Genomic DNA, 18,135 nt, shown 5'->3' with positions numbered 1-18,135 from the left:
CCTCGGTGCTCACCCAAGAGGGCCAGCCTCAGATATTGTGGATCCAATAATGGATAGTTAGTATCCATGTACCTGAGTTTCGGACCCCAGTGCGGCGCTCTGAGGAGGCTCATGAACAGCGACATCAAGGCTGTGATTGTCGGTGGGGGCATCCTCGGCTCGAGCGTCGCATTGCACTTGTTGCGCGCGGGTGTGAAGAACTGCACCTTGTTAGAGCGCGACCGCGTTGCTCAGGCGACCTCGGCGGCGGGAGCCGGCTTCATCGACCATTGGGCCGCGGGTTCTCCCGACAGCAGCGGCTCGGAGGAGATCGCGCTCACGGACTACGCGATCGACTTCTATCGTGACCTCAACGCCGCACGCTCGGAGTCCCCATACCGGCAGCGGGGCATCCTCTGGATGGCCGCAACCGAGCAGGACTGGACGTATGTGGAGAAGCGCCTCACGGAGGGGCCTGCCGACGCTCGCGCGATCGAGCCCGCGCAGATCGAAGCGATGACCAGGGGAGTAGTTAAGGCGTCGGGAGTGTACCGGGGCGTCCTGCGTCCCAGGAGTGCCCAGATATCGGCTGAGTTGGCAACGCGAGCACTGGGGGCGCTCTTCACGGCCGAAGGCGGTCACCTCGCCGAAAGGACCCCCGTCGTGAAGATCCTCGAGGAGGGCGGACGCATCACCGGCGTGGTGACCCCGCACGGCCGGATCGACGCGGACATCGTCGTGCTCGCCGCGGGAGCCTGGACCAATCAGCTACTCGAGCCTCTCGGACAGTTCCTTCCGATCGCACCTCTCGTCGTGTCGCGTATCGTCACCGAACCCCTCGATCTTCCCGGGGATCTGCCGCTTCTCTTCATCAGAGGGCACGCATCGGGACTGCCGAAGTCGGTGTGGGCGCGCGAGGAGAACGGCCGGCTCCTGTTCGGCACCGTCTACGACACGCCCGCACGATATTCATTCGTGGACGGCGAGGTTCCGGACCGTCTCGATCAGGTCGATCTCGACGGTGTTCTGACAGTGCAACGTGGTGCCAAGGTCCTCGCCGATGCGATTCCGGCGTTCGCCCAGTATCGCAACTTCCGCGTGAAGCACGGCGTGCCAGGCTTCACACCCGACGGCCGAGCCATTGTCGGAGAACTTCCCGGTGTCCGCAATCTGTACGTCATCGCGGGTTGCAACGAACAGGGAGTCACACACGGCCCCGGATTCGGACGGGTCGTGGCGGAGCAGATCACGGCAGGCAAGAGCAACCTCGCCGACATCAACGCGTGGCGTCCCGACCGTTTTAAGGACAAATTGACCTCGGCACGTGAGGTGGTCGCCGCCTTGTGAAGTCCGGCAGCGACCTGGAGAGTCCTCAGCCTGTGTTCTGGAGTCCGGCAGCGACCCCGTTGACGCTGAGCAGCAGCAACGTCGACAGCCGATCCCGCTCCTCCTCGGTGAGCGACTCCTCTGAACGCAGCGCCGACAGCGCCCGCAGCTGTAGATGCGAGAGCGCGTCCACATAAGGATCACGCAGCTGGACCGCGCGCGACAGCACTCGGCGGCTCTCCAGGAGGCGGGTGTGGCCGGTGATCTCCAGTACCAGCTTGCGGGTCAGGTCGTACTCCTCCAGGACCTGCTTGGCGAAGTCGTCCCGGCCGCCCAAAGCCAGATATCGGGAGGCGATGGCCTTGTCGGTTTTGGCCAGGGACATCTCCACGTTGTCCAGCAGGGAGGCGAACAGCGGCCACTCCTTGTAGGCGGACTGGAGTTCGGCTCGGCCGCCCGCGTCCAGGACGGCGGACAGGCCGCTGCCCAGGCCGTACCAGCCGGGTAGGTTGACGCGGGTTTGGGCCCAGGCGAACACCCAGGGGATGGCGCGCAGATCGTCCAGCGACTTGGGCGCGCCCAGGCCGCGACGTGCGGGGCGGGAGCCGAGGCGTAGGGAGCCGATCTCTTCCAGGGGGCTGACCAGCGCGAACCACTCGGGGAAGCCGGGGGCCTCGGTCAGTGCCCGGTAGGCCTGTTCTGATGCCGAAGCCACCTGGCCGGCCAGGGCGCGGAACTTGGCGGCGGCCTCGGCGGTGCGGGACTCGACACTGGAGGTGGAGGCCAGCAGGACGGCGTTGGTGACCTGCTCGATGTGGCGGCGGGCGATGGCCTGGTGACCGTACCTGGCGAAGATCACCTCGCCCTGTTCCGTGACCTTGAAGCGGCCGGCTACAGAGCCGGGGGCCTGGGCCAGCACCGCCCGGTTGGCCGGGCCGCCGCCGCGGCCGAGCGCGCCGCCGCGGCCGTGGAAGAGCGTGAGCCGCACGCCGTTGGCGGTCGCCCAGGCGGTGAGCGCGGCCTGCGCGTCGTAGAGGCGCATGGTGGCGGCGGCCGGGCCGAGTTCCTTGGCCGAGTCGGAATAGCCCAGCATGACCTCGATCCGGCGCCCGTTGGCGGCCAGCCTGCGCCGGACCGGCTCGGCCTCCATCATCCCGGTGAGCACCGCCACCGAATTGTCGAGGTCGGCGCCCGACTCGAACAGCGGCACCACGTCCAGCACCGGCGCCCGCTCGCCGAGCGCGTGCTTGGCCAACTCATACACGGCCACGACATCGTCGGCGGAACGGGTGAAGGAGACCACATACCGGGAGCAGGCCTTGACCCCGAACCGCTCCTGGATCCAGGCGATGGTACGGATGGTGGCCAGCACCTCCTCGGTCCGCTCCGAGCGGCGGCCTCCCGAGTTGAGCTCGGCCAGCGCCTCGGCGTGCACCTGCGAGTGCTGCCGCACCTCCAGCTCGGCCAGGTGGAACCCGAACGTCTCCACCTGCCAGATCAGGTTCTGGAGCTCCCCGTAGGCCTGCCGGAACGCGCCCGCGTCGCGCAGCGAATCCTGGGCCAGGCGCAGGTCGGCGAGCAGATCGACCGGCGAGAGATAAGCCAGGTCGAGGTCGCGGCGGCGGGTCGCGGCGATCCTGGTGGCGGTGAACAGCAGCCACTGCCGGTGCGGCTCCTGCGGCGAGCGGGTGGCCATCTCCGAGACCAGGTCGGGGAAGTCGCCCTCGGCCTGGGCGAGCGCGGCCTGCAGCTGCTCGGACGGCGGGGTGTAGACGGAATCGGCGGTCAGCGTCCTGGCGATGCGGGTGGCGGCGGTCTCCAGCGCGGTCAGCACGTGCTCGGCGTGGATGAGCACGGCCTCCCTGGTGACCTTGGCGGTGACGTTCGGGTTGCCGTCCCGGTCCCCGCCGATCCAGCTGCCATAGCGGATGTACGCCCGGGAGCGGGGCGCGCGAGTGCTGGTGCCGGGTTCGAGCGCGGCGTCCAGCGACCGGTAGATGTGCGGGACGGCCCGGAACAGGGTCTCGTCGAAAGCGGCCATCGCGGTGCGCACCTCGTCCAGCGGGTCCAGCTTGGTGCTCCTGAGCTGGGCGGTACGCCAGAGCAGATCGATCTCCTCCAGCATCCGCCGATGCGCCTCCTCCCGCTCGGCCGCGCCCCGCCCCGGCGTGTTGTACGCGTCGAGCTGGGCGCTGACCCGCTGGATGGCGGTGACCACGGCCCGCCGCCTGGCCTCGGTCGGATGCGCGGTCAGCACCGGCCGGAACTCCAGCCCGGCGATGAGCCGGTTGAGCTCGTCCTGGCCGAGATCATCCTTGAGGTCCCTGACGGCCTGCGCCAGCGACTCCGGCACCGGCATGTTGTCGCTGTCGCGACGGCGCAGGATCCGGATCCGGTAGTGCTCCTCGGCCAGGTTGGCCAGGTGGAAGTAGCAGGTGAACGCGCGGGCGATCTCCACCGCGCGCTCCACCGGCCAGGTGTTCACCAGGGCGGCCACCTCGTCCACGGTGGTCTCCCGGCGGCGCGCGGCGATCACCGCTTTGCGTAGCCGTTCCACGTCCGCCAGCAGGTCGGGCCCGCCCTGCTCGGCGATCACCTGACCCAGCAGTTCGCCCAGCAAGCGGACGTCGGCGCGGAGTTCGTCGGGCATCTCAGTGACAGCGCTGTGGCGTTCGGTCGAGGCCATGTTTCGAAGACTAGCGAGTGACACTGACCTCCCCGATACCGGTCTCACCCATTGGACTAGACCAGTCGGGTGGCCGGTCAGGTGGGCCTGGAGACCGCCGCGAGCAGCTCCGGCATACGCCGGAAACCGATCCTGGACGCGATCCGCCGCCCGCCCCAGGCCACCGCCGCGCCGTACAGCACGGCGATCCCGCTCACCCACGGCGCGACGAACATCGTCGGGATCACCACCGGCAGCGACAGCAGCCCAGCCCCGAACATGGCCCCGAATCCGGCGACGAACGCCTGGCCGCCCTGCCCGGGCGCGGCGCCGCTGAACGCGTTCATCCGCTCCGGATAGGTGTACGGCGAGAGCACGCTCATCACCGAACCGGTCCCCATGGACAGCCCGAGCACGCACCAGGCCAGCAGCGTGGCCGGCACCGCCCAGAGCGCGTTCCCGGCCAGCACCGCCCCGGCCACCGAGACCACGGCGAGCAGCGGCCCGGAGATGACGAAGTTGGCCAGCTGCCGTCCGGCGAAGTCGGTCCGCAGGTCACGCTCGGTGCCGAAGGCGACCGCGTTCATCCACAGCGACCTGCCGTCGATGCCGAATGTGTTGGACGTCTGCACACCGACCACGATCGCGGCGATCATCGCGGGTCCTGCCGCGAGGCCGAACCCGCTCCAGCCTCCCGAGCCCCGCAGCGAGAACAGCATGACGCCACTGACCGCCACGGCGGAGAACCAGGCGACCCGGCCGCGCGGTTCCCGGCGGGCGTACTTGAGCTCCTTGGCGAGGACCGCGCCGAGTTTGCCGTCCGGGAGCAGACCGCCGCGGCGCGAGCGCCGGACCGAGCCGCCCTGATTGGAGGCGTCCGGACGGACCAGCGCGGCCCGCAGCGCGACGATCCAGAGCCAGCCGAGCAGCACCACGACACCGGCCAGGATCAGCAGGTCCAGCACACCGACCAGGCCACCGTCAGCGATCGCGTGCGCGGCCAAGCCCGGCGGAGTCCAGCGCAACGCGTCGCCGGTGGCCCGGAACACCGCCAGCGAGTCGCTCGGCAGACCTTGGTTGATGAGCAGGTTCGGCAGCTGGGTGAGCAGCACCACGAACACCACGGCGATCGCGAGCATGTCCCGCCCCCGGCGACTGCGCAGCGCACCGGACAAGGCGGTGGTGACCAGCCGGGATGCAACCAGGCAGAGCGCGAACACCAACGGCACCGCGACCAGGCCAAGCAGCACGCCCCCGATCCCCCTAGCCAGGCCAACCACGCCGCCGAACAGGGCGACCAGCGAGGCAATCGGCCAAGCACCGGTGGCGGAGGCGGCGAACATACCTGTCGCCAACTGCCGGGTAGTGAGCGGGAACAGGGCCAACCGAGACGGATCAAGCGTCTCGTCCAGCCCGAACGCGAGCAACGGCACGATCATCCAGCTGAGCACAGCCAGCGTGAACACCGAGGAACCGATCTGCAGCGCCAGCTCCGCCGAACCCAGCCGAGTCAGGCTGAACAGCAGAAACCCAAACAACGCGCACACTACAGCCGCAAAGATCGAAAACCCGAACCCAAGCTGCCGAACCAGATCCCCACGCAAGCTCCCAGCGATCAGCCGAAGCTTGAGCCGCACAAACGTGCCAACCATCGTGCCGCTTCCACCGCCCGCCGACGGAACAGGGGTCGGGTCAGGTGTTGAGTCGGTCATCGGGCGCCCAGCCAGGACAAACCCTCGCCGTCGCCGTGGCCGCGGGCTCCGACCAGGTCGAGGAAGGCCTCGTTGAGGGTGCGGCCCTGGCGGACGTCCTGGACTGGGCCCTGGGCGACGATCTGGCCGCGGCTCATTACTGAAACCCAGTCGCAGAGGCGTTCTACCAGGTCCATGACGTGGCTGGAGAAGATCACGGTGGAGCCGGAGGCGGTGTAGCGCTGGAGGACCTCGACCAGGGTGTTCGCGCTTACTGGGTCGACGCCTTCGAATGGCTCGTCCAGGAAGAGAACGTCTGGGTTGTGCAGTAGGGCGGCGGCTAGGCCGATCTTCTTGCGCATGCCGGTGGAGTAGTCGACGACCAGTTTGTCCTGCGCTTCCACCAGGTCCATGACGCGGAGCAGTTCCTCGGCGCGCTGCTGGACCTGGGCGCGGGGGATGCCGCGCAGTTGGCCGTTGTAAAGGAGGAGTTCCCGGCCAGAGAGGCGCTCGAACAGGCGCAGGCCCTCGGGTAGCACGCCGATCCGGGACTTCACGTTCAGGGGATCGGCCCACACGTCGAAGCCGTCGACGGTGATCGTCCCGAAGTCCGGACGGAGCAGACCGGTGACCATGGACAGCGTGGTCGTCTTGCCCGCGCCGTTGGGCCCGACAAGACCGGCGAAGCTGCCTTTCGGCACCATCAGCTCGACCCCGGCTACCGCGACCTGCTGCCCGAACCGCTTGAACAGCCCCCGTGTGCGAACCGCCTCATCCATACACTCAACTCTTCTCTACGTGACGGGCCCCCGTCCTCTGTGACAACGAACATAACCAGACCTAAGTTGCAAATACGTACCGCTACCGCGGCTGGCGAACGTGTGATCAGCGGTCCCGTGTGCTCACGGGCTGATCTTCGCGGGATCGAGGTCCGTCACCCGGCCGACGAAGAGCCGGTTCACAAACCAGAGCAGGACGCCGATGGCGATCAGGACGGCGGCGCGCAGGTAGACCGAGCCGTCGCGGCCGGTGACCGGAAGCGCCAGGACGAGACAGACGACCGCGCCGATCGCGGGCGCCCAGGTGGGCGCCTGGTAGTGCCAGTGTTCCACCGGCTCCCGGCGCAACACCAGGACGGAGACGTTGACCAGCGCGAACACGCAGAGCAGCAGGAGCACGGTGGTGTCGGCGAGGCCGCCCACCTCGCCGGTGCCGACCAGGACGACCGCGATGCCGACGGTGAACAGAATCGACACCCAGGGGGTGTGCCGGGACGGGTGCACGGCGGCGAAGACGGCGGGCACGATCTTCTCGCGGCCCATGCCGTAGACCAGGCGGGAGGCCATCAGCATGTTGATAAGCGCGGTGTTGCCCACGGCAAGCAGGGCGATCAACGCGAACAGTTTGGGCGGGAAAGTGAGCCCGGCCACCTTGACCACTTCGAGCAACGGCCCGCTGGAGGTGCGCAGGGTCTCGGTGTCGACCAGCATGGTGGCGGTGAAGGCGACCGCGAGATAGATGAGGGCGGCCGCGGCCAGACCGCCGAACAGGGCGCGCGGGAAGTCGCGCTGCGGGTCCTTGGCCTCCTCGGCCAGGTTGACCGAGTCCTCGAAGCCGAGCAGGGCGTAGAAGGCCAGCGCGGTGCCGCCGAGCACGCCCAGGAACGCGCCGTTGAACGGGTGGAACTCCAACGCCCTGCCGGGATTGCCGTCGCCCACGACCAGCGCGTAAACCCCGATGGCGATGATGACCAGCAGGCCGAACGCCTCGATCAGGGTGAGGACCACATTGACCTTGATCGACTCCGAGATGCCGACGAAGTTGACCAAGGTGACCAGGCCCAGAAAGATCAGCGCCCCGGCCAGGGTAGGCAGGCTGACGAACTCGGCCAGATACTGCCCGCCGAACGCGCGGGCGGCGGCGCTGGCCGAGGTGATGCCGCTCATCATCACAGCGAACGCGACGATGAACGTGACGAAGGGAATGCCGAACGCCTTGTTCGCATAAAGGGCGGCTCCCGCCGCCTGCGGATATTTCCCGACCAGCTCCGCATACGCCGTCGCAGTCAAAGCCGCCAGCACGAAGGCGACCAGAAACGGAACCCAGAGCGCCCCGCCGACCTGCCCCGCGACCTTCCCGGCCAGAGCGTAGATACCGGCGCCCAGGATGTCACCGAGCACGAACAGCAGCAGCACCCTGCGCCCGATGACCCGCCGGAGCGATGTTTGCGATTCCATGACCGGAAGACTACCCAGCGTGACCGACAATACTCAGCCAGCCCGCACGACACCGACCCTGGCACCACGGACACGATGATCACCCCGCCCGCACCCAGCCAGCCCGCACGACACCGACCCTGGCACCACGGACGCGATGATCACCTCGTCCGCGCTCGGCCAGCCCGCGTGGCGACGATTCTGAGTCTCGGTCGACGATTTCGCCGTCGCGGAGAATGGGCCAACCCGCGCGACGGCGGCCGTGAGCGCATGGCTACCCTGTGGGAATGACGGCAGAGGGAATTCGGGCCTCCGAGATCGACATCCACACCACCGCCGGCAAGATCGCTGAGCTCGAGCGCAGGCTGCACGAGGCCGAGCACGCTGGGTCGGCGCGGGCGGTCGAGAAGCAGCATGCCAAGGGCAAGATGACGGCCAGGGAACGGGTCGCCGCGTTCCTGGACGAGGGTTCGTTCGTGGAGTTCGACGAGCTGGCCCGGCATCGCTCCACGAGTTTCGGCCTCGACCGCGAGCGGCCGTACGGAGATGGCGTGGTGACCGGGCACGGGACCGTGGACGGGCGGCCGGTGGCCGTGTTCGCGCAGGACTTCACCGTGTTCGGGGGGTCGCTCGGGGAGGTCTTCGGAGAGAAGATCGTGAAGGTCATGGACCACGCGCTCAAAACCGGCTGCCCGGTGGTGGGGATCAACGACTCGGGCGGGGCGCGGATCCAGGAGGGCGTGGTCAGCCTCGGGCTGTACGCGGAGATCTTCAAGCGGAACGTGCACGCCTCCGGGGTGATCCCGCAGATCTCGCTGATCATGGGCCCGTGCGCGGGCGGCGCAGTCTATTCGCCCGCTTTGACCGACTTTGTCCTGATGGTTCAGGAAAAATCGCACATGTTCATTACCGGGCCGGACGTGATCAGGACGGTGACCGGGGAAGAGGTGACCTTCGAGGAGCTCGGAGGGGCGCACACGCACAACTCCAAGTCCGGTGTGGCGCATTACGAGGCCAGCGACGAGGAAGACTGCCTAGCGTTTGCTCGGGCGCTGTTGTCGTACCTGCCGTCGAATAACTTGGACGAACCCCCGGTTTTCCCCGCGGACGCGGCGCTCGATCCGGTGCCGGAACTCGACACGTTGATCCCCGACTCGGCCAACCAGCCGTACGACATGCACACCGTGCTGGGGCACGTGCTCGACGACGGGGAGTTCCTGGAGGTGCACGCGGCGTTCGCACCGAACATCCTGGTCGGATTCGGGCGGGTGGAGGGGCGTTCCGTCGGGGTGGTCGCGAACCAGCCGCTGAGTTTCGCGGGCACGCTGGACATCGCCGCCTCGGAAAAAGCAGCACGATTCGTCCGGACTTGTGACGCTTTCAATATCCCTGTACTGACATTTGTTGATGTCCCGGGATTCCTTCCGGGGACCGATCAGGAATGGAACGGCATCATCCGGCGGGGGGCGAAACTCCTCTACGCATACGCGGAGGCCACCGTGCCGCTCGTCACGGTAATCACCCGAAAAGCGTACGGCGGGGCGTACGACGTTATGGGGTCAAAACACCTCGGAGCCGACGTTAACCTGGCCTGGCCGACGGCGCAGATCGCGGTGATGGGCGCGCAGGGCGCGGTCAACATCCTCTACCGCAGGGAGCTGGCCGCGGCCGACAACCCGGACGCGGCCCGCGCCGGATACATCACCGAATACGAGGACACGCTCGCCAACCCCTACCTGGCCGCCGAACGCGGCTACGTGGACGCGGTCATCCGGCCGTCGGACACCCGGGCGCAGGTGGTGCGCGCGCTCCGCGCACTGCGCAACAAACGCGCTTCGCTGCCCCCCAAGAAGCATGGGAACATCCCGCTGTGAGCCAATTGAACCATCTGAAGATCGTCCGGGGAGACGCCTCTCCCGAAGAGATCGCGGCCCTGATCGTGGCACTCACCGCAGCCACGCCATCACAGGCGGAAGCCGTACGGCCCGCCGAGGCCTGGCGGGATCCGGTCAGGAGCATGCGGCAAGGTCAGTCCTGGCGGGCCGGTCCGGGGGCCTGGCGGGCGAGCGCACGACGCGACTAACGAGAAAGGCGTGATCTGGACGGCCGCAGCGGCGAGCCCCCTGGCCGACGGCCACGCGGCCGGCTATGGGACGGGTTTCTCGTTAGCAGCGATGGATTAGATCCGCCGAACCGGGTGTCAAGTGGCCCAAGAGTTGGGAGTATCTACAAAAGGGCAATTACCCTCAGCCAAACACATGGAGACGAGGCCTGGAGGACAAGATGGCCATCCCGGACCTCGCAGCGCACAGCATGGCAGCCAAATACGCGGTACTCGTCGATGTCGGATACCTCTACGCGGCGGCCGGAGAGGTTCTCCTCTCGGCCAAGGAGCGTAAGGAGTATCGGGTCGCGGCCGACGAGTTGATCCAGTCGTTGCAGAAGCACGCCCTGGAACGCATCCCCGGCGAGCTGCTGCGCGTCTACTGGTACGACGCGGCCCGTGACCGCGTGCCGACCGTGGACCAGCGCGTCATCGCCCAGCTTCCCTGGGTCAAGGTACGACTCGGCAACCTGAACGCGCGCGGCCAGCAGAAAGGCGTGGACGCGCAGATCCGCAGCGACCTGGAGGCATTGGCCCGGCACCACGCGGTCAGCGACACCGTGCTGATCGCCGGCGACGAGGACATGGTTCCCGCCGTCGAAGCCGCCCAGGCGTATGGGGTGCGAGTGCACTTGTGGGGCGTAGAACCCCCGTTCGGAACGAACCAGGCGGAACGGCTGGTGTGGGAGTCCGACACGGTGGAGATTCTCAGCGCCGATTTCCTGCGGCCGTACTTCAACCGGGCCCCCATCCCGGTGCCGGTCACGCCGCCGCCGTCGCCCGCGCAGGTGTTCGCCGCCCGGGCCGCGAAACCGGTGGCGCCGCCGAAGCAGGTGCACGGCGCCCCCAGCAGCCCCAAGCTGGGCCCGAGCCGTCCCCGGGTGGAGGAGGTCGGCGAGCACGTGGCGCAGAAGTGGATCCTCACCCGCGGCCGGGACAACATCAGGGATCTGCTGCCCGGACCGATCCTGCCCACCGTCATCGACACCGAGCTGCTCATCGAGGCGGAGAAGGAGCTCGGTCACTCGCTGCGGCCCTACCCGGAGGCCCGGGTGTGGCTGCGGGACGGTTTCTGGGCACGCGTGTACCGGGAGTTCGACCTGGGGGTGGGGATCTCCAGCAAGTAGCTCCCTGTCTCCATGCTGAGGTCCGATTTCCGCCAGCAGGGTCGGCTGAGCAGCGCATAACGTGTTCTTTATGAGCACGAGTCTGGACTTCGAGCGGTGTTACCTGGCGATATGCGCCCGCGATGCCCGCTTCGACGGACGGTTCTACACGGCGGTGACGTCGACGGGGATCTACTGCCGGCCGATCTGCCCGGCGCGTACCCCCGCGCGGAAGAACGTGCGGTTTTATACCCACGCGGCGTCCGCCGAGGCGGCCGGGTTCCGGCCGTGCCGGCGCTGCCGGCCGGAGCTGAGCCCGGGGTCGCCGGGCTGGGACGCCAGGGCCGACCTGGTCGGACGAGGGCTGCGGCTGATCGACGACGGTGTCGCGGACGAGATCGGGGTGGCGGGGCTGGCGCGGCGGCTGCACGTGACCGAGCGGCATCTGCACCGGCTGTTCGTGGCCGAGCTGGGCACGGGGCCGCTGGCGGTGGCCCGGACGCGACGGTTGCTGCTGGCCAAGCAGCTGCTCACCGAGACGTCGTTGCCGATCACCGATGTCGCGTTCGCGGCCGGGTTCGGGAGCGTACGGCAGTTCAACGGGGCCATGAAGGAGTCGTACGGGTTTGCGCCCGGCGATCTCCGCAAGAAGGTGGGACCGCTGCGCGCGGGCGGGCCGGAAGGAGTGACGCTCCGGCTCGCGTATCGGGCGCCCTACGACGCCCAGGCGCTGCTGCGTTTCCTGGCCTCCCGCGCAATCCCCGGCATCGAAAGCACGATATTTCAGGACAACCTGGTGACCAGCTATCAGCGGGTGATTCCCGGTGGAGCGATCACGCTGACGCCCGCCAGCGATCACATCCGGCTGACGGTGAGCACGGACGACATGCGCCAGCTGGCCAGGATCGTGGCGCGCTGCCGCCGCATGCTCGACCTGGACGCCGACCCCGACGCCATCGCCGCCGTCCTGGAGCCCACGGCGCTGGGACCGCTGGTGAGGAAACGACCGGGCCTGCGGGTCCCTGGGGCTTTCGACGCCTTCGAGCTGGTGGTCCGCGCGATCGTCGGCCAGCAGATCTCGGTCGCCGGAGCCCGTACCCTGCTCGGCCGGATCGCGGGCGGCGACACCTTTCCCACCGCGGCGGAGCTCGCGGAGCAGGACCTGACCGGCCTCGGCCTGACCGGCCGCCGCATCGCCACCCTGAACGCGGTGGCCCGCGCCGTCGCCGACGGCCAGATCGACCTGGAGGGCGGCGACCCCGCGGAGACCTCGGCGCAATTGCTGGAAATTCCCGGCATCGGACCGTGGACGGTCAGCTACATCGCCCTGCGTGCCCTCCGCGATCCCGACGCCTGGCCCGGCGGAGACCTCGTGCTCCGCAAGAAGATGGCCCAGCTGGCCATCGCCGACTCCGAAATCGAGCGGTGGCGCCCCTGGCGCGCCTACGCCGCCCTCCATATCTGGAATGCGTAAGGACAACCACCATGATCGTGACCCATACCGTTCCGACACCTGTCGGCCCGCTCGCCCTGCTCGCCCGCGACGGCATCCTGGTCGCCGCCGGTTTCACCGCCGACCCGTACGACATGTTCGTACGCCTCTCGCCCGAACTCCAGGCCGAAGGCATGAAGATGGGCGAGCTCCCCGAAGCCGCCCAAGCCGTAGCCGACTACCTGGACGGCAAGCTGGAGGCCCTGGACACGATCCCGGTGTCGCAGCCCGGCACGCCCACCCGCCAGCGCCTCTATGAGGCACTTCGCGCCGTGCCCGCGGGCACCACCGTCCGCTACGCCGAACTGGCCCGCCACGCGGGACTGCCCCCGACGGCGGCCCGGGCGGCCGGTTCCGCCTGCGCGCAGAACCTCATCGCCCCGTTCGTCCCCTGCCACCGGGTGCTCCCGGCGGCAGGCGGCTACGGCGGCTACTACTACGGCCCTCCGGTCAAGCAGTGGCTGCTCAACCACGAAGCCCGATTGATCAGCGTCTGACGGTGCTCTGGACCTCGCCCACCGGGATGTCCCGGGTGACGGTTCCTTCGACCGGGTCGAAGACGAAGGGGACCACGGACTGGTCGGCGTTGCTGGTGACCGGCCAGACCGTGGTGACGGTCAGGGTGTAGACCTTGCGGGGCTGGTCCGCCGAGGCGCGCAGGTAGCGCACGCCGCAGGTGAACGTGCCGCCCTTGACGTACGGCCGGCCGCTTGGACCGCAGTTCTCCTTGACTTCGGCCCGGTCGGCCGTCGTGCCCGCGTCGATCTCGATGTTGCCCAGGGTGGCGGTCACCGTGGCGCTGAGCAGGCCCGGCAGGGTCGCGGTGACCGAGCGGGTGGTCTGGCCCTGGCCGTCGAGCCACACCCAGGTGGGCAGGTTCACGTAGCTCTTGGCGTCGGGGTTGAGCTGGACCTGCGGCTCGGGGACGGTCAGCGCGGCGCGGGCGATGTCCAGGAGTTCGGTCATGGTGATCCCGGCCGGGGGCGTGTTGCCCGGACCCACGAAGATCGCGCCCTCCAGGGCGGTCCAGCAGGACATCCCCTTGGGATCGGCGGCGTTGTAGGCGGGTGACCACCAGCGCCCCGGCTCGCCGATCTTGTCCTCGAACTGCTTCAGGAACTTCTGGAAGTCCTCCTCGGTGCTGCCAGGGTTGGTGCGGAACCAGAACGCCCGCAGGTCCTCCTGCGCCTTCAGCATGTCCTCGGCGCTGCGGCCGGGCTCGTACCAGCAGGGGCGTTTGATCCGGTAGCCGTCGGATTTGGCGCCCAGGCCGTTCCCGCTGATGACGATGGTGGAATTCTCCAGTTGCACGCCGACCGTACGGCCGTGCTGGAAGCCCTCGCCGGAGGGTCCGCCCGGGTCGGGGGCGGCCGCCGGGGCGAGGGCGAGAGCCAGGGCGAGCAGGACTCTCATCGCAGGCACTCCTTCGCGCGTTCATCGGGATAGCTCGCGTGGCGGAACAGCTTGACCCTCCAGGTGCCGTCGTCCCCTCTCCGCACGGCGGCGACCTGGAAGTAGGTGGATTGCGGGGACGCCGTCCAGGCAGGCTGATCGTCGATCGGCGCACCCGCGGCATCGGTGACCCGGATGCCGGACGTGTCCACGCAGGCGTTGATCTCCGCGCCCCGGCCGGTCACCGAGGCGACCCGGAGCGCGTACAGCTTGGCGGTGCCTTGAGCGGACTGCTTTCCCTTCAGGAAGCTCCACACCCAGCGGTACGCGTCGCGGTTGGCGGGTTCCTCGACGCTTTGCAGGTAGGAGTCGTCGACGCCGGCCGTGGCGACCGCGCGCCACTGGTCCACATAGTTGTCGGTGAAGGCTTTGATCATCTTATTGCGGTCGGACGGCCAGTCGATCGCGATCTGGAGGCCCGGTGCGGCCGTGATCGTTTCGATGCCGGGGGCGGATGACGTGGTGGGAAGGGCTTTTGTGGTGCTTTCGCCTCCTCCGGGGGCGAATTCCGGTCCGGTGGGAGCGGCGCAGGCCGATAACGCGAGGATCACCAGCGTCATGGCGACATGTCCTCTCGTGGACGGTAATGAGGGACGCCTGGGTGGATCCAGAGTTATGCGGGTTTCGGCATGGCGCATTTCGGTCCTCCTCAGGCCAGCCGCGAGGTGCGGAGAGTCCGGCGCCAGGCCGGGAGCAGTTCGTCGATGAGCGATTCGGTCTGGGGGGCCATGCCGCCGCCGTACGGGTGCGAGGCCGCGCGCCGGTGCAGGGCGTCGACGACGGCGCGGAGCCTGGCGTGGTCGCCGGTGGCGTGCGCGGCCCGCAGCAGGTCGCGCCAGAGGGCCTCGTCGTCGGCCGCCAGCAGCAGGCCCGCCCTGGCCGCCGCGACCGCCGCGTCTGCTTCGCCGCGCTCCAGCCGGGCCTCGCACAGCCGGTGCGCGGCGTCGGCGACGGCGGCGGTGACGTCGTATTCCAGCGAATCGGCCGCCAGCCAGGCGTATCTGTTGCCTGGGCGGGCGTTCAGCAGCGGGCCGCGTACCAGGCCGAGGGCGCGTTCCAGATCTCCTCGGCGTACGAGCTCGCGGAACAGGTCCCAGTCGGTGCGCACCTCGGAGCTGAGCCGTAACCGCCCGGAATCATCCACATACAGGTGGGCGCGTCCCCGGGAATCCTCGCCGAGCCACTGGGCGACACGCGCGATCGTGGCGTCCCTGACCATCGGCTGCACGCCACGCGGCCACAACACGCCGCCCAGCACCACCGGATGTACGCCACCGGGGTGCGTGGCCAGATACACCACCAGCTCCTGGGCGAGCGCCGCCCGCCCGTCCTCCAGCGCGTTCACCGGGCTGATCTCGATCGGCCCGAGAATGCGCACCTCGATCGCGGGCGGCAGGTCGGCCCTTCGCAGGTCGGCCGGCTCCGGCAACGGTTCGCCTTCAGTCCGGCCTGCGGTGCGGAACAGGTCCACGACCGCCTGGTAGTGCCGCCGGGGCAGCAACTGCGCGTCCACGTCGAACCCGAGCGTCTCCACCACCGCCCGTCCGTCCGCGGTGATCTCCCACGTCCAGGTCGCGTGCGGTACGGCTCCCGCGACGACGAATCCCAGAGCTGTCCGCGTGCCCTTGCTCAGCAGAGCCAGCCTGCGTGCTTCCTCCGGGGTGGGTTGGATCGCCGACAGCAGGTAGTGGGGCGGCCAGGCCGGATCGTGGGCACGTCCGTGGATCCGGCCGGTGAGCACGTCGCCGGGCTGGTCGTGGGCGCGTTCCTCCAGGTCGGGGAGGACTTCGGCGAGGCTTCCCGCCACGCGTACCCGATCGGGGGCGATCAGCGCGAGTTCCTCGCCGAAGCCGATGAGGGTGATGCGCATCTGGTCGGACCATCGGTTGGTGGCCAGTTCCACGGCGAGCGCGGAGAGGGCCGCGACCGTGTTGGGTCCGGTCATCGAGATGACACCGTGTGCGGCTTCCAGGTCCACGAGTACCCGGCCGCCCCCTGCTGTGCCGAGGGAGACCAAGCCTGGGTATGGCGCTGGGACGTCGTTCATCGCGTTCTCGTCGATTCGACGGCCTTCGTGGGCCGCGAGTCGCCAGACCTGGCCGTCGTCGGCGACCTCCCAGGGTTCGGGGGGGTTGCGGTCCGGGGGGTGGATCCAGAGGTCCATGCTTCGGCTGGACAGGTGGACTCCGTAGATCGCCGGTGGGCGGCGGTCGGCTTCGGCCAGCAGGCGGCCCAGCAGGCGCAGTCCCGAGTCCAGCATGCGGCTGCCTGGTGCGTCGGATCCGAGGCGAATGGCCACTTCTGCGCTGGCCGCGTCGCCTCGGGGTCGTACGACTCGGTAGCCGAACGCGCGCCGCCACAGCTGTTCCCGCCGCCTGCGCCCGAGCAACGCGAGCAATCCGGCCGCCAGCAGGGAGGCTCCCGCCAGGTAGTCCACGAGATCGAGCCCGGCGGCCGCTTCTTCTGGCTCGGCTATGGCGATGTCTGTCGGCCCGGTCTGCGAGCCATCTGGCTGTACGGCTCCCGGTTGCTGAACTCCTGGCAGGCTGTCGACTCCACCGGGCCGGGTGGGGGAATTGTCCGGTTCCGCTGTCTCGCCAGGACGCTCGCCGGACGAACCCGGACGCTCGCTGGAATCGCTGGAAGCACCCGAACTATCACTGGAAGTACCTGAACGATCGCTGGAAGCACCCGAACGATCGCCGGAGCCGCTGGAGGAACCTGGACGATCGCCCGATTCCTCCGCAGAGGAGGTGCCGGGCTGCTGCGGCTGGGTCGTCTGGTCGGGCCAGGCGGGCTTAGGGAGAACGATTCGCGGCCTGGTGGGGGAATCGTCCAGGTCCGCGCTCCCGTCTCCGGTCTGCCCGCTCCCCACGTCCCCTGTGTCCGGCCGGGTGATGTCCTGCTCCGGCTCCGCAGACCGCCCGCTTCCTTCGGTGCCCGAACCAGACTTGCCGGTTTCGCCTGGCCGGATCTCCGACCGACCCGCGTCCGGCTTGCCCGCGTCCGACTTTCCCGTGCCCGGATTACTCGCGTCCGGATTACTCGCGTCCGGAATGCTTGAAGTGCGACCGCTTCCTTCGGTGCCCGTACCGGACTTACCGGTTTCGCCTGGCCTGATTTCCGGCCTGCTCGCGTCCGGCTTGGGGATGCGGGTGTCGTCCACGCCTGGGGGTGCGTAGTGGGTCTGACCGTCCAGTTCGGCGGGAGGGCCTGGGTGATCGTTGAGGACTTCGCGGCGGGAGTCGTCGGCGGAGACGATGTGCACGTTTCTGGCGTCGTCCGGCATGTCGAGGACCCAGCCGGGGCGGATCAGGTCGGCCATGTGAAGGCGGCTGCCGTCCGGTTGTTCCTTGTGCTGGTTGAGCTGGTAAATCTCCGGGTACCTGCGGCCGTCGCCGAGGCATTTCTCGGCTATCTCCCACAGGCTTTCGTGATGACGGCCATGCGGGGGCTGCACCACGTACACCTTTTTGACCTCACGCGGCTGCAGGGCGGGCCGATCTTCAGCGGTCGGGGCGAGCACCGGCGTGGTCTGCGCGGTGAGGTGCGACTGAATCGGCGGCGGCGCCGCGACCCTGGCGAACGGCACCGCCACCGCGGTCGCCGTGAACAACACCAAAACCGCGCCGACCAGGCGATTGGCCAACGCTTGAGTGCCACCGGCGAGCGGCACCCTGGCAGGCATGCCAATCCGCCGGATCCCGGCATACACCTCGACGATTACGCAAACGACCAGTTGCAGCCACGCCAGCCAGACCAGCAGCACCAGCACCGCGATGATCGTTTCCGGGCCGACCTGGCTGGTGAACACATCCAGATCGAAGAGCCCTTCCGGTACCGGCGGCCCAGCCAACCGGATCAACGCGAAAGGCACCCCCCCGACCAACCCAGCCAGAGCCACCATCGCGGCCAGCCCCGCGAACACATCCCCCACCGTCCGCCGCCGCGAAATCCGCACCGGCTCCCCTCGCCGTCGCACAGTCCCCCCTTGCCCATTCCCCCCTTGCACAGCAAGCCGCTGCGCCCCCACGGCCCTCTCCCCCCGAACCGCCCGCTCCCTCCGCTCCCGAATCATTTCCCTACTCGGCCGCCCCCCAGGAG

Annotated in this window: 13 protein-coding genes; 6 read left to right on the top strand and 7 right to left on the bottom strand. The window is 68.7% G+C overall.

The window, feature by feature from the left end; genetic code table 11:
• Positions 1–111: 111 nt before the first annotated feature.
• A complete protein-coding gene (locus tag Aple_RS39840) occupies positions 112–1,326 on the top strand; it encodes an NAD(P)/FAD-dependent oxidoreductase (protein ID WP_170321905.1) in 1,215 nt (404 codons plus the stop codon).
• A gap of 25 nt (positions 1,327–1,351) precedes the next feature.
• On the opposite strand, the gene Aple_RS39835 is transcribed toward Aple_RS39840, so the two are convergent.
• From Aple_RS39835 to Aple_RS39820, 4 genes are all read right to left on the bottom strand, one after another.
• On the bottom strand, positions 1,352–3,991 hold the full coding sequence (locus tag Aple_RS39835) for a phosphoenolpyruvate carboxylase (RefSeq protein ID WP_155349954.1): 2,640 nt from the start codon (positions 3,989–3,991) through the stop codon (positions 1,352–1,354).
• A 77-nt stretch (positions 3,992–4,068) separates the two neighbouring features.
• Complete coding sequence (locus Aple_RS39830) at positions 4,069–5,517, bottom strand: hypothetical protein (RefSeq protein ID WP_246265075.1); 1,449 nt, start codon at positions 5,515–5,517, stop codon at positions 4,069–4,071.
• A 161-nt stretch (positions 5,518–5,678) separates the two neighbouring features.
• Entirely contained in the window at positions 5,679–6,440 is a 762-nt protein-coding gene (locus Aple_RS39825) for an ABC transporter ATP-binding protein (protein WP_155349952.1), read from the bottom strand.
• A 123-nt stretch (positions 6,441–6,563) separates the two neighbouring features.
• Positions 6,564–7,898 carry an APC family permease gene (locus Aple_RS39820; protein WP_155349951.1) on the bottom strand — a complete coding sequence of 445 codons (1,335 nt, stop codon included), beginning with the start codon at positions 7,896–7,898 and terminating at the stop codon, positions 6,564–6,566.
• Between the two features lie 266 nt (positions 7,899–8,164).
• On the opposite strand from Aple_RS39820, the gene Aple_RS39815 reads away from it, so the two are divergent.
• From Aple_RS39815 to Aple_RS39795, 5 genes are all read left to right on the top strand, one after another.
• Positions 8,165–9,751 carry an acyl-CoA carboxylase subunit beta gene (locus Aple_RS39815; RefSeq protein WP_155349950.1) on the top strand — a complete coding sequence of 529 codons (1,587 nt, stop codon included), beginning with the start codon at positions 8,165–8,167 and terminating at the stop codon, positions 9,749–9,751.
• Positions 9,748–9,960 (top strand): acyl-CoA carboxylase subunit epsilon, encoded by a 213-nt coding sequence (locus Aple_RS39810; protein ID WP_155349949.1) that lies wholly within the window; start codon positions 9,748–9,750, stop codon positions 9,958–9,960. The genes Aple_RS39815 and Aple_RS39810 overlap by 4 nt, the downstream gene beginning before the upstream one ends.
• Positions 9,961–10,160: 200 nt before the next feature.
• Positions 10,161–11,108: an NYN domain-containing protein gene (locus Aple_RS39805; protein WP_155349948.1), complete on the top strand. Its 948-nt coding sequence runs from the start codon at positions 10,161–10,163 to the stop codon at positions 11,106–11,108.
• A gap of 70 nt (positions 11,109–11,178) precedes the next feature.
• Entirely contained in the window at positions 11,179–12,561 is a 1,383-nt protein-coding gene (locus tag Aple_RS39800) for an AlkA N-terminal domain-containing protein (protein WP_155349947.1), read from the top strand.
• An 11-nt stretch (positions 12,562–12,572) separates the two neighbouring features.
• Positions 12,573–13,076, top strand: coding sequence for a methylated-DNA--[protein]-cysteine S-methyltransferase (locus tag Aple_RS39795; protein ID WP_155349946.1), 504 nt, complete (start codon positions 12,573–12,575; stop codon positions 13,074–13,076).
• Here the strand turns inward: Aple_RS39795 and Aple_RS39790 are convergent.
• The 3 genes from Aple_RS39790 to Aple_RS39780 form a co-directional block, all read right to left on the bottom strand.
• Complete coding sequence (locus tag Aple_RS39790) at positions 13,066–13,992, bottom strand: hypothetical protein (protein ID WP_246265074.1); 927 nt, start codon at positions 13,990–13,992, stop codon at positions 13,066–13,068. The genes Aple_RS39795 and Aple_RS39790 overlap by 11 nt on opposite strands.
• Entirely contained in the window at positions 13,989–14,591 is a 603-nt protein-coding gene (locus Aple_RS39785) for a hypothetical protein (protein WP_155349944.1), read from the bottom strand. The genes Aple_RS39790 and Aple_RS39785 overlap by 4 nt, the downstream gene beginning before the upstream one ends.
• 89 nt (positions 14,592–14,680) lie before the next feature.
• Complete coding sequence (locus Aple_RS39780) at positions 14,681–17,992, bottom strand: hypothetical protein (protein ID WP_155349943.1); 3,312 nt, start codon at positions 17,990–17,992, stop codon at positions 14,681–14,683.
• Between the last annotated feature and the right edge of the window lie 143 nt (positions 17,993–18,135).

Origin of the sequence: Acrocarpospora pleiomorpha, assembly GCF_009687885.1 — a bacterium.
Classification (GTDB): Bacteria; Actinomycetota; Actinomycetes; order Streptosporangiales; family Streptosporangiaceae; genus Acrocarpospora; species Acrocarpospora pleiomorpha.
This window is presented reverse-complemented; position numbering and strand designations above follow the sequence as displayed.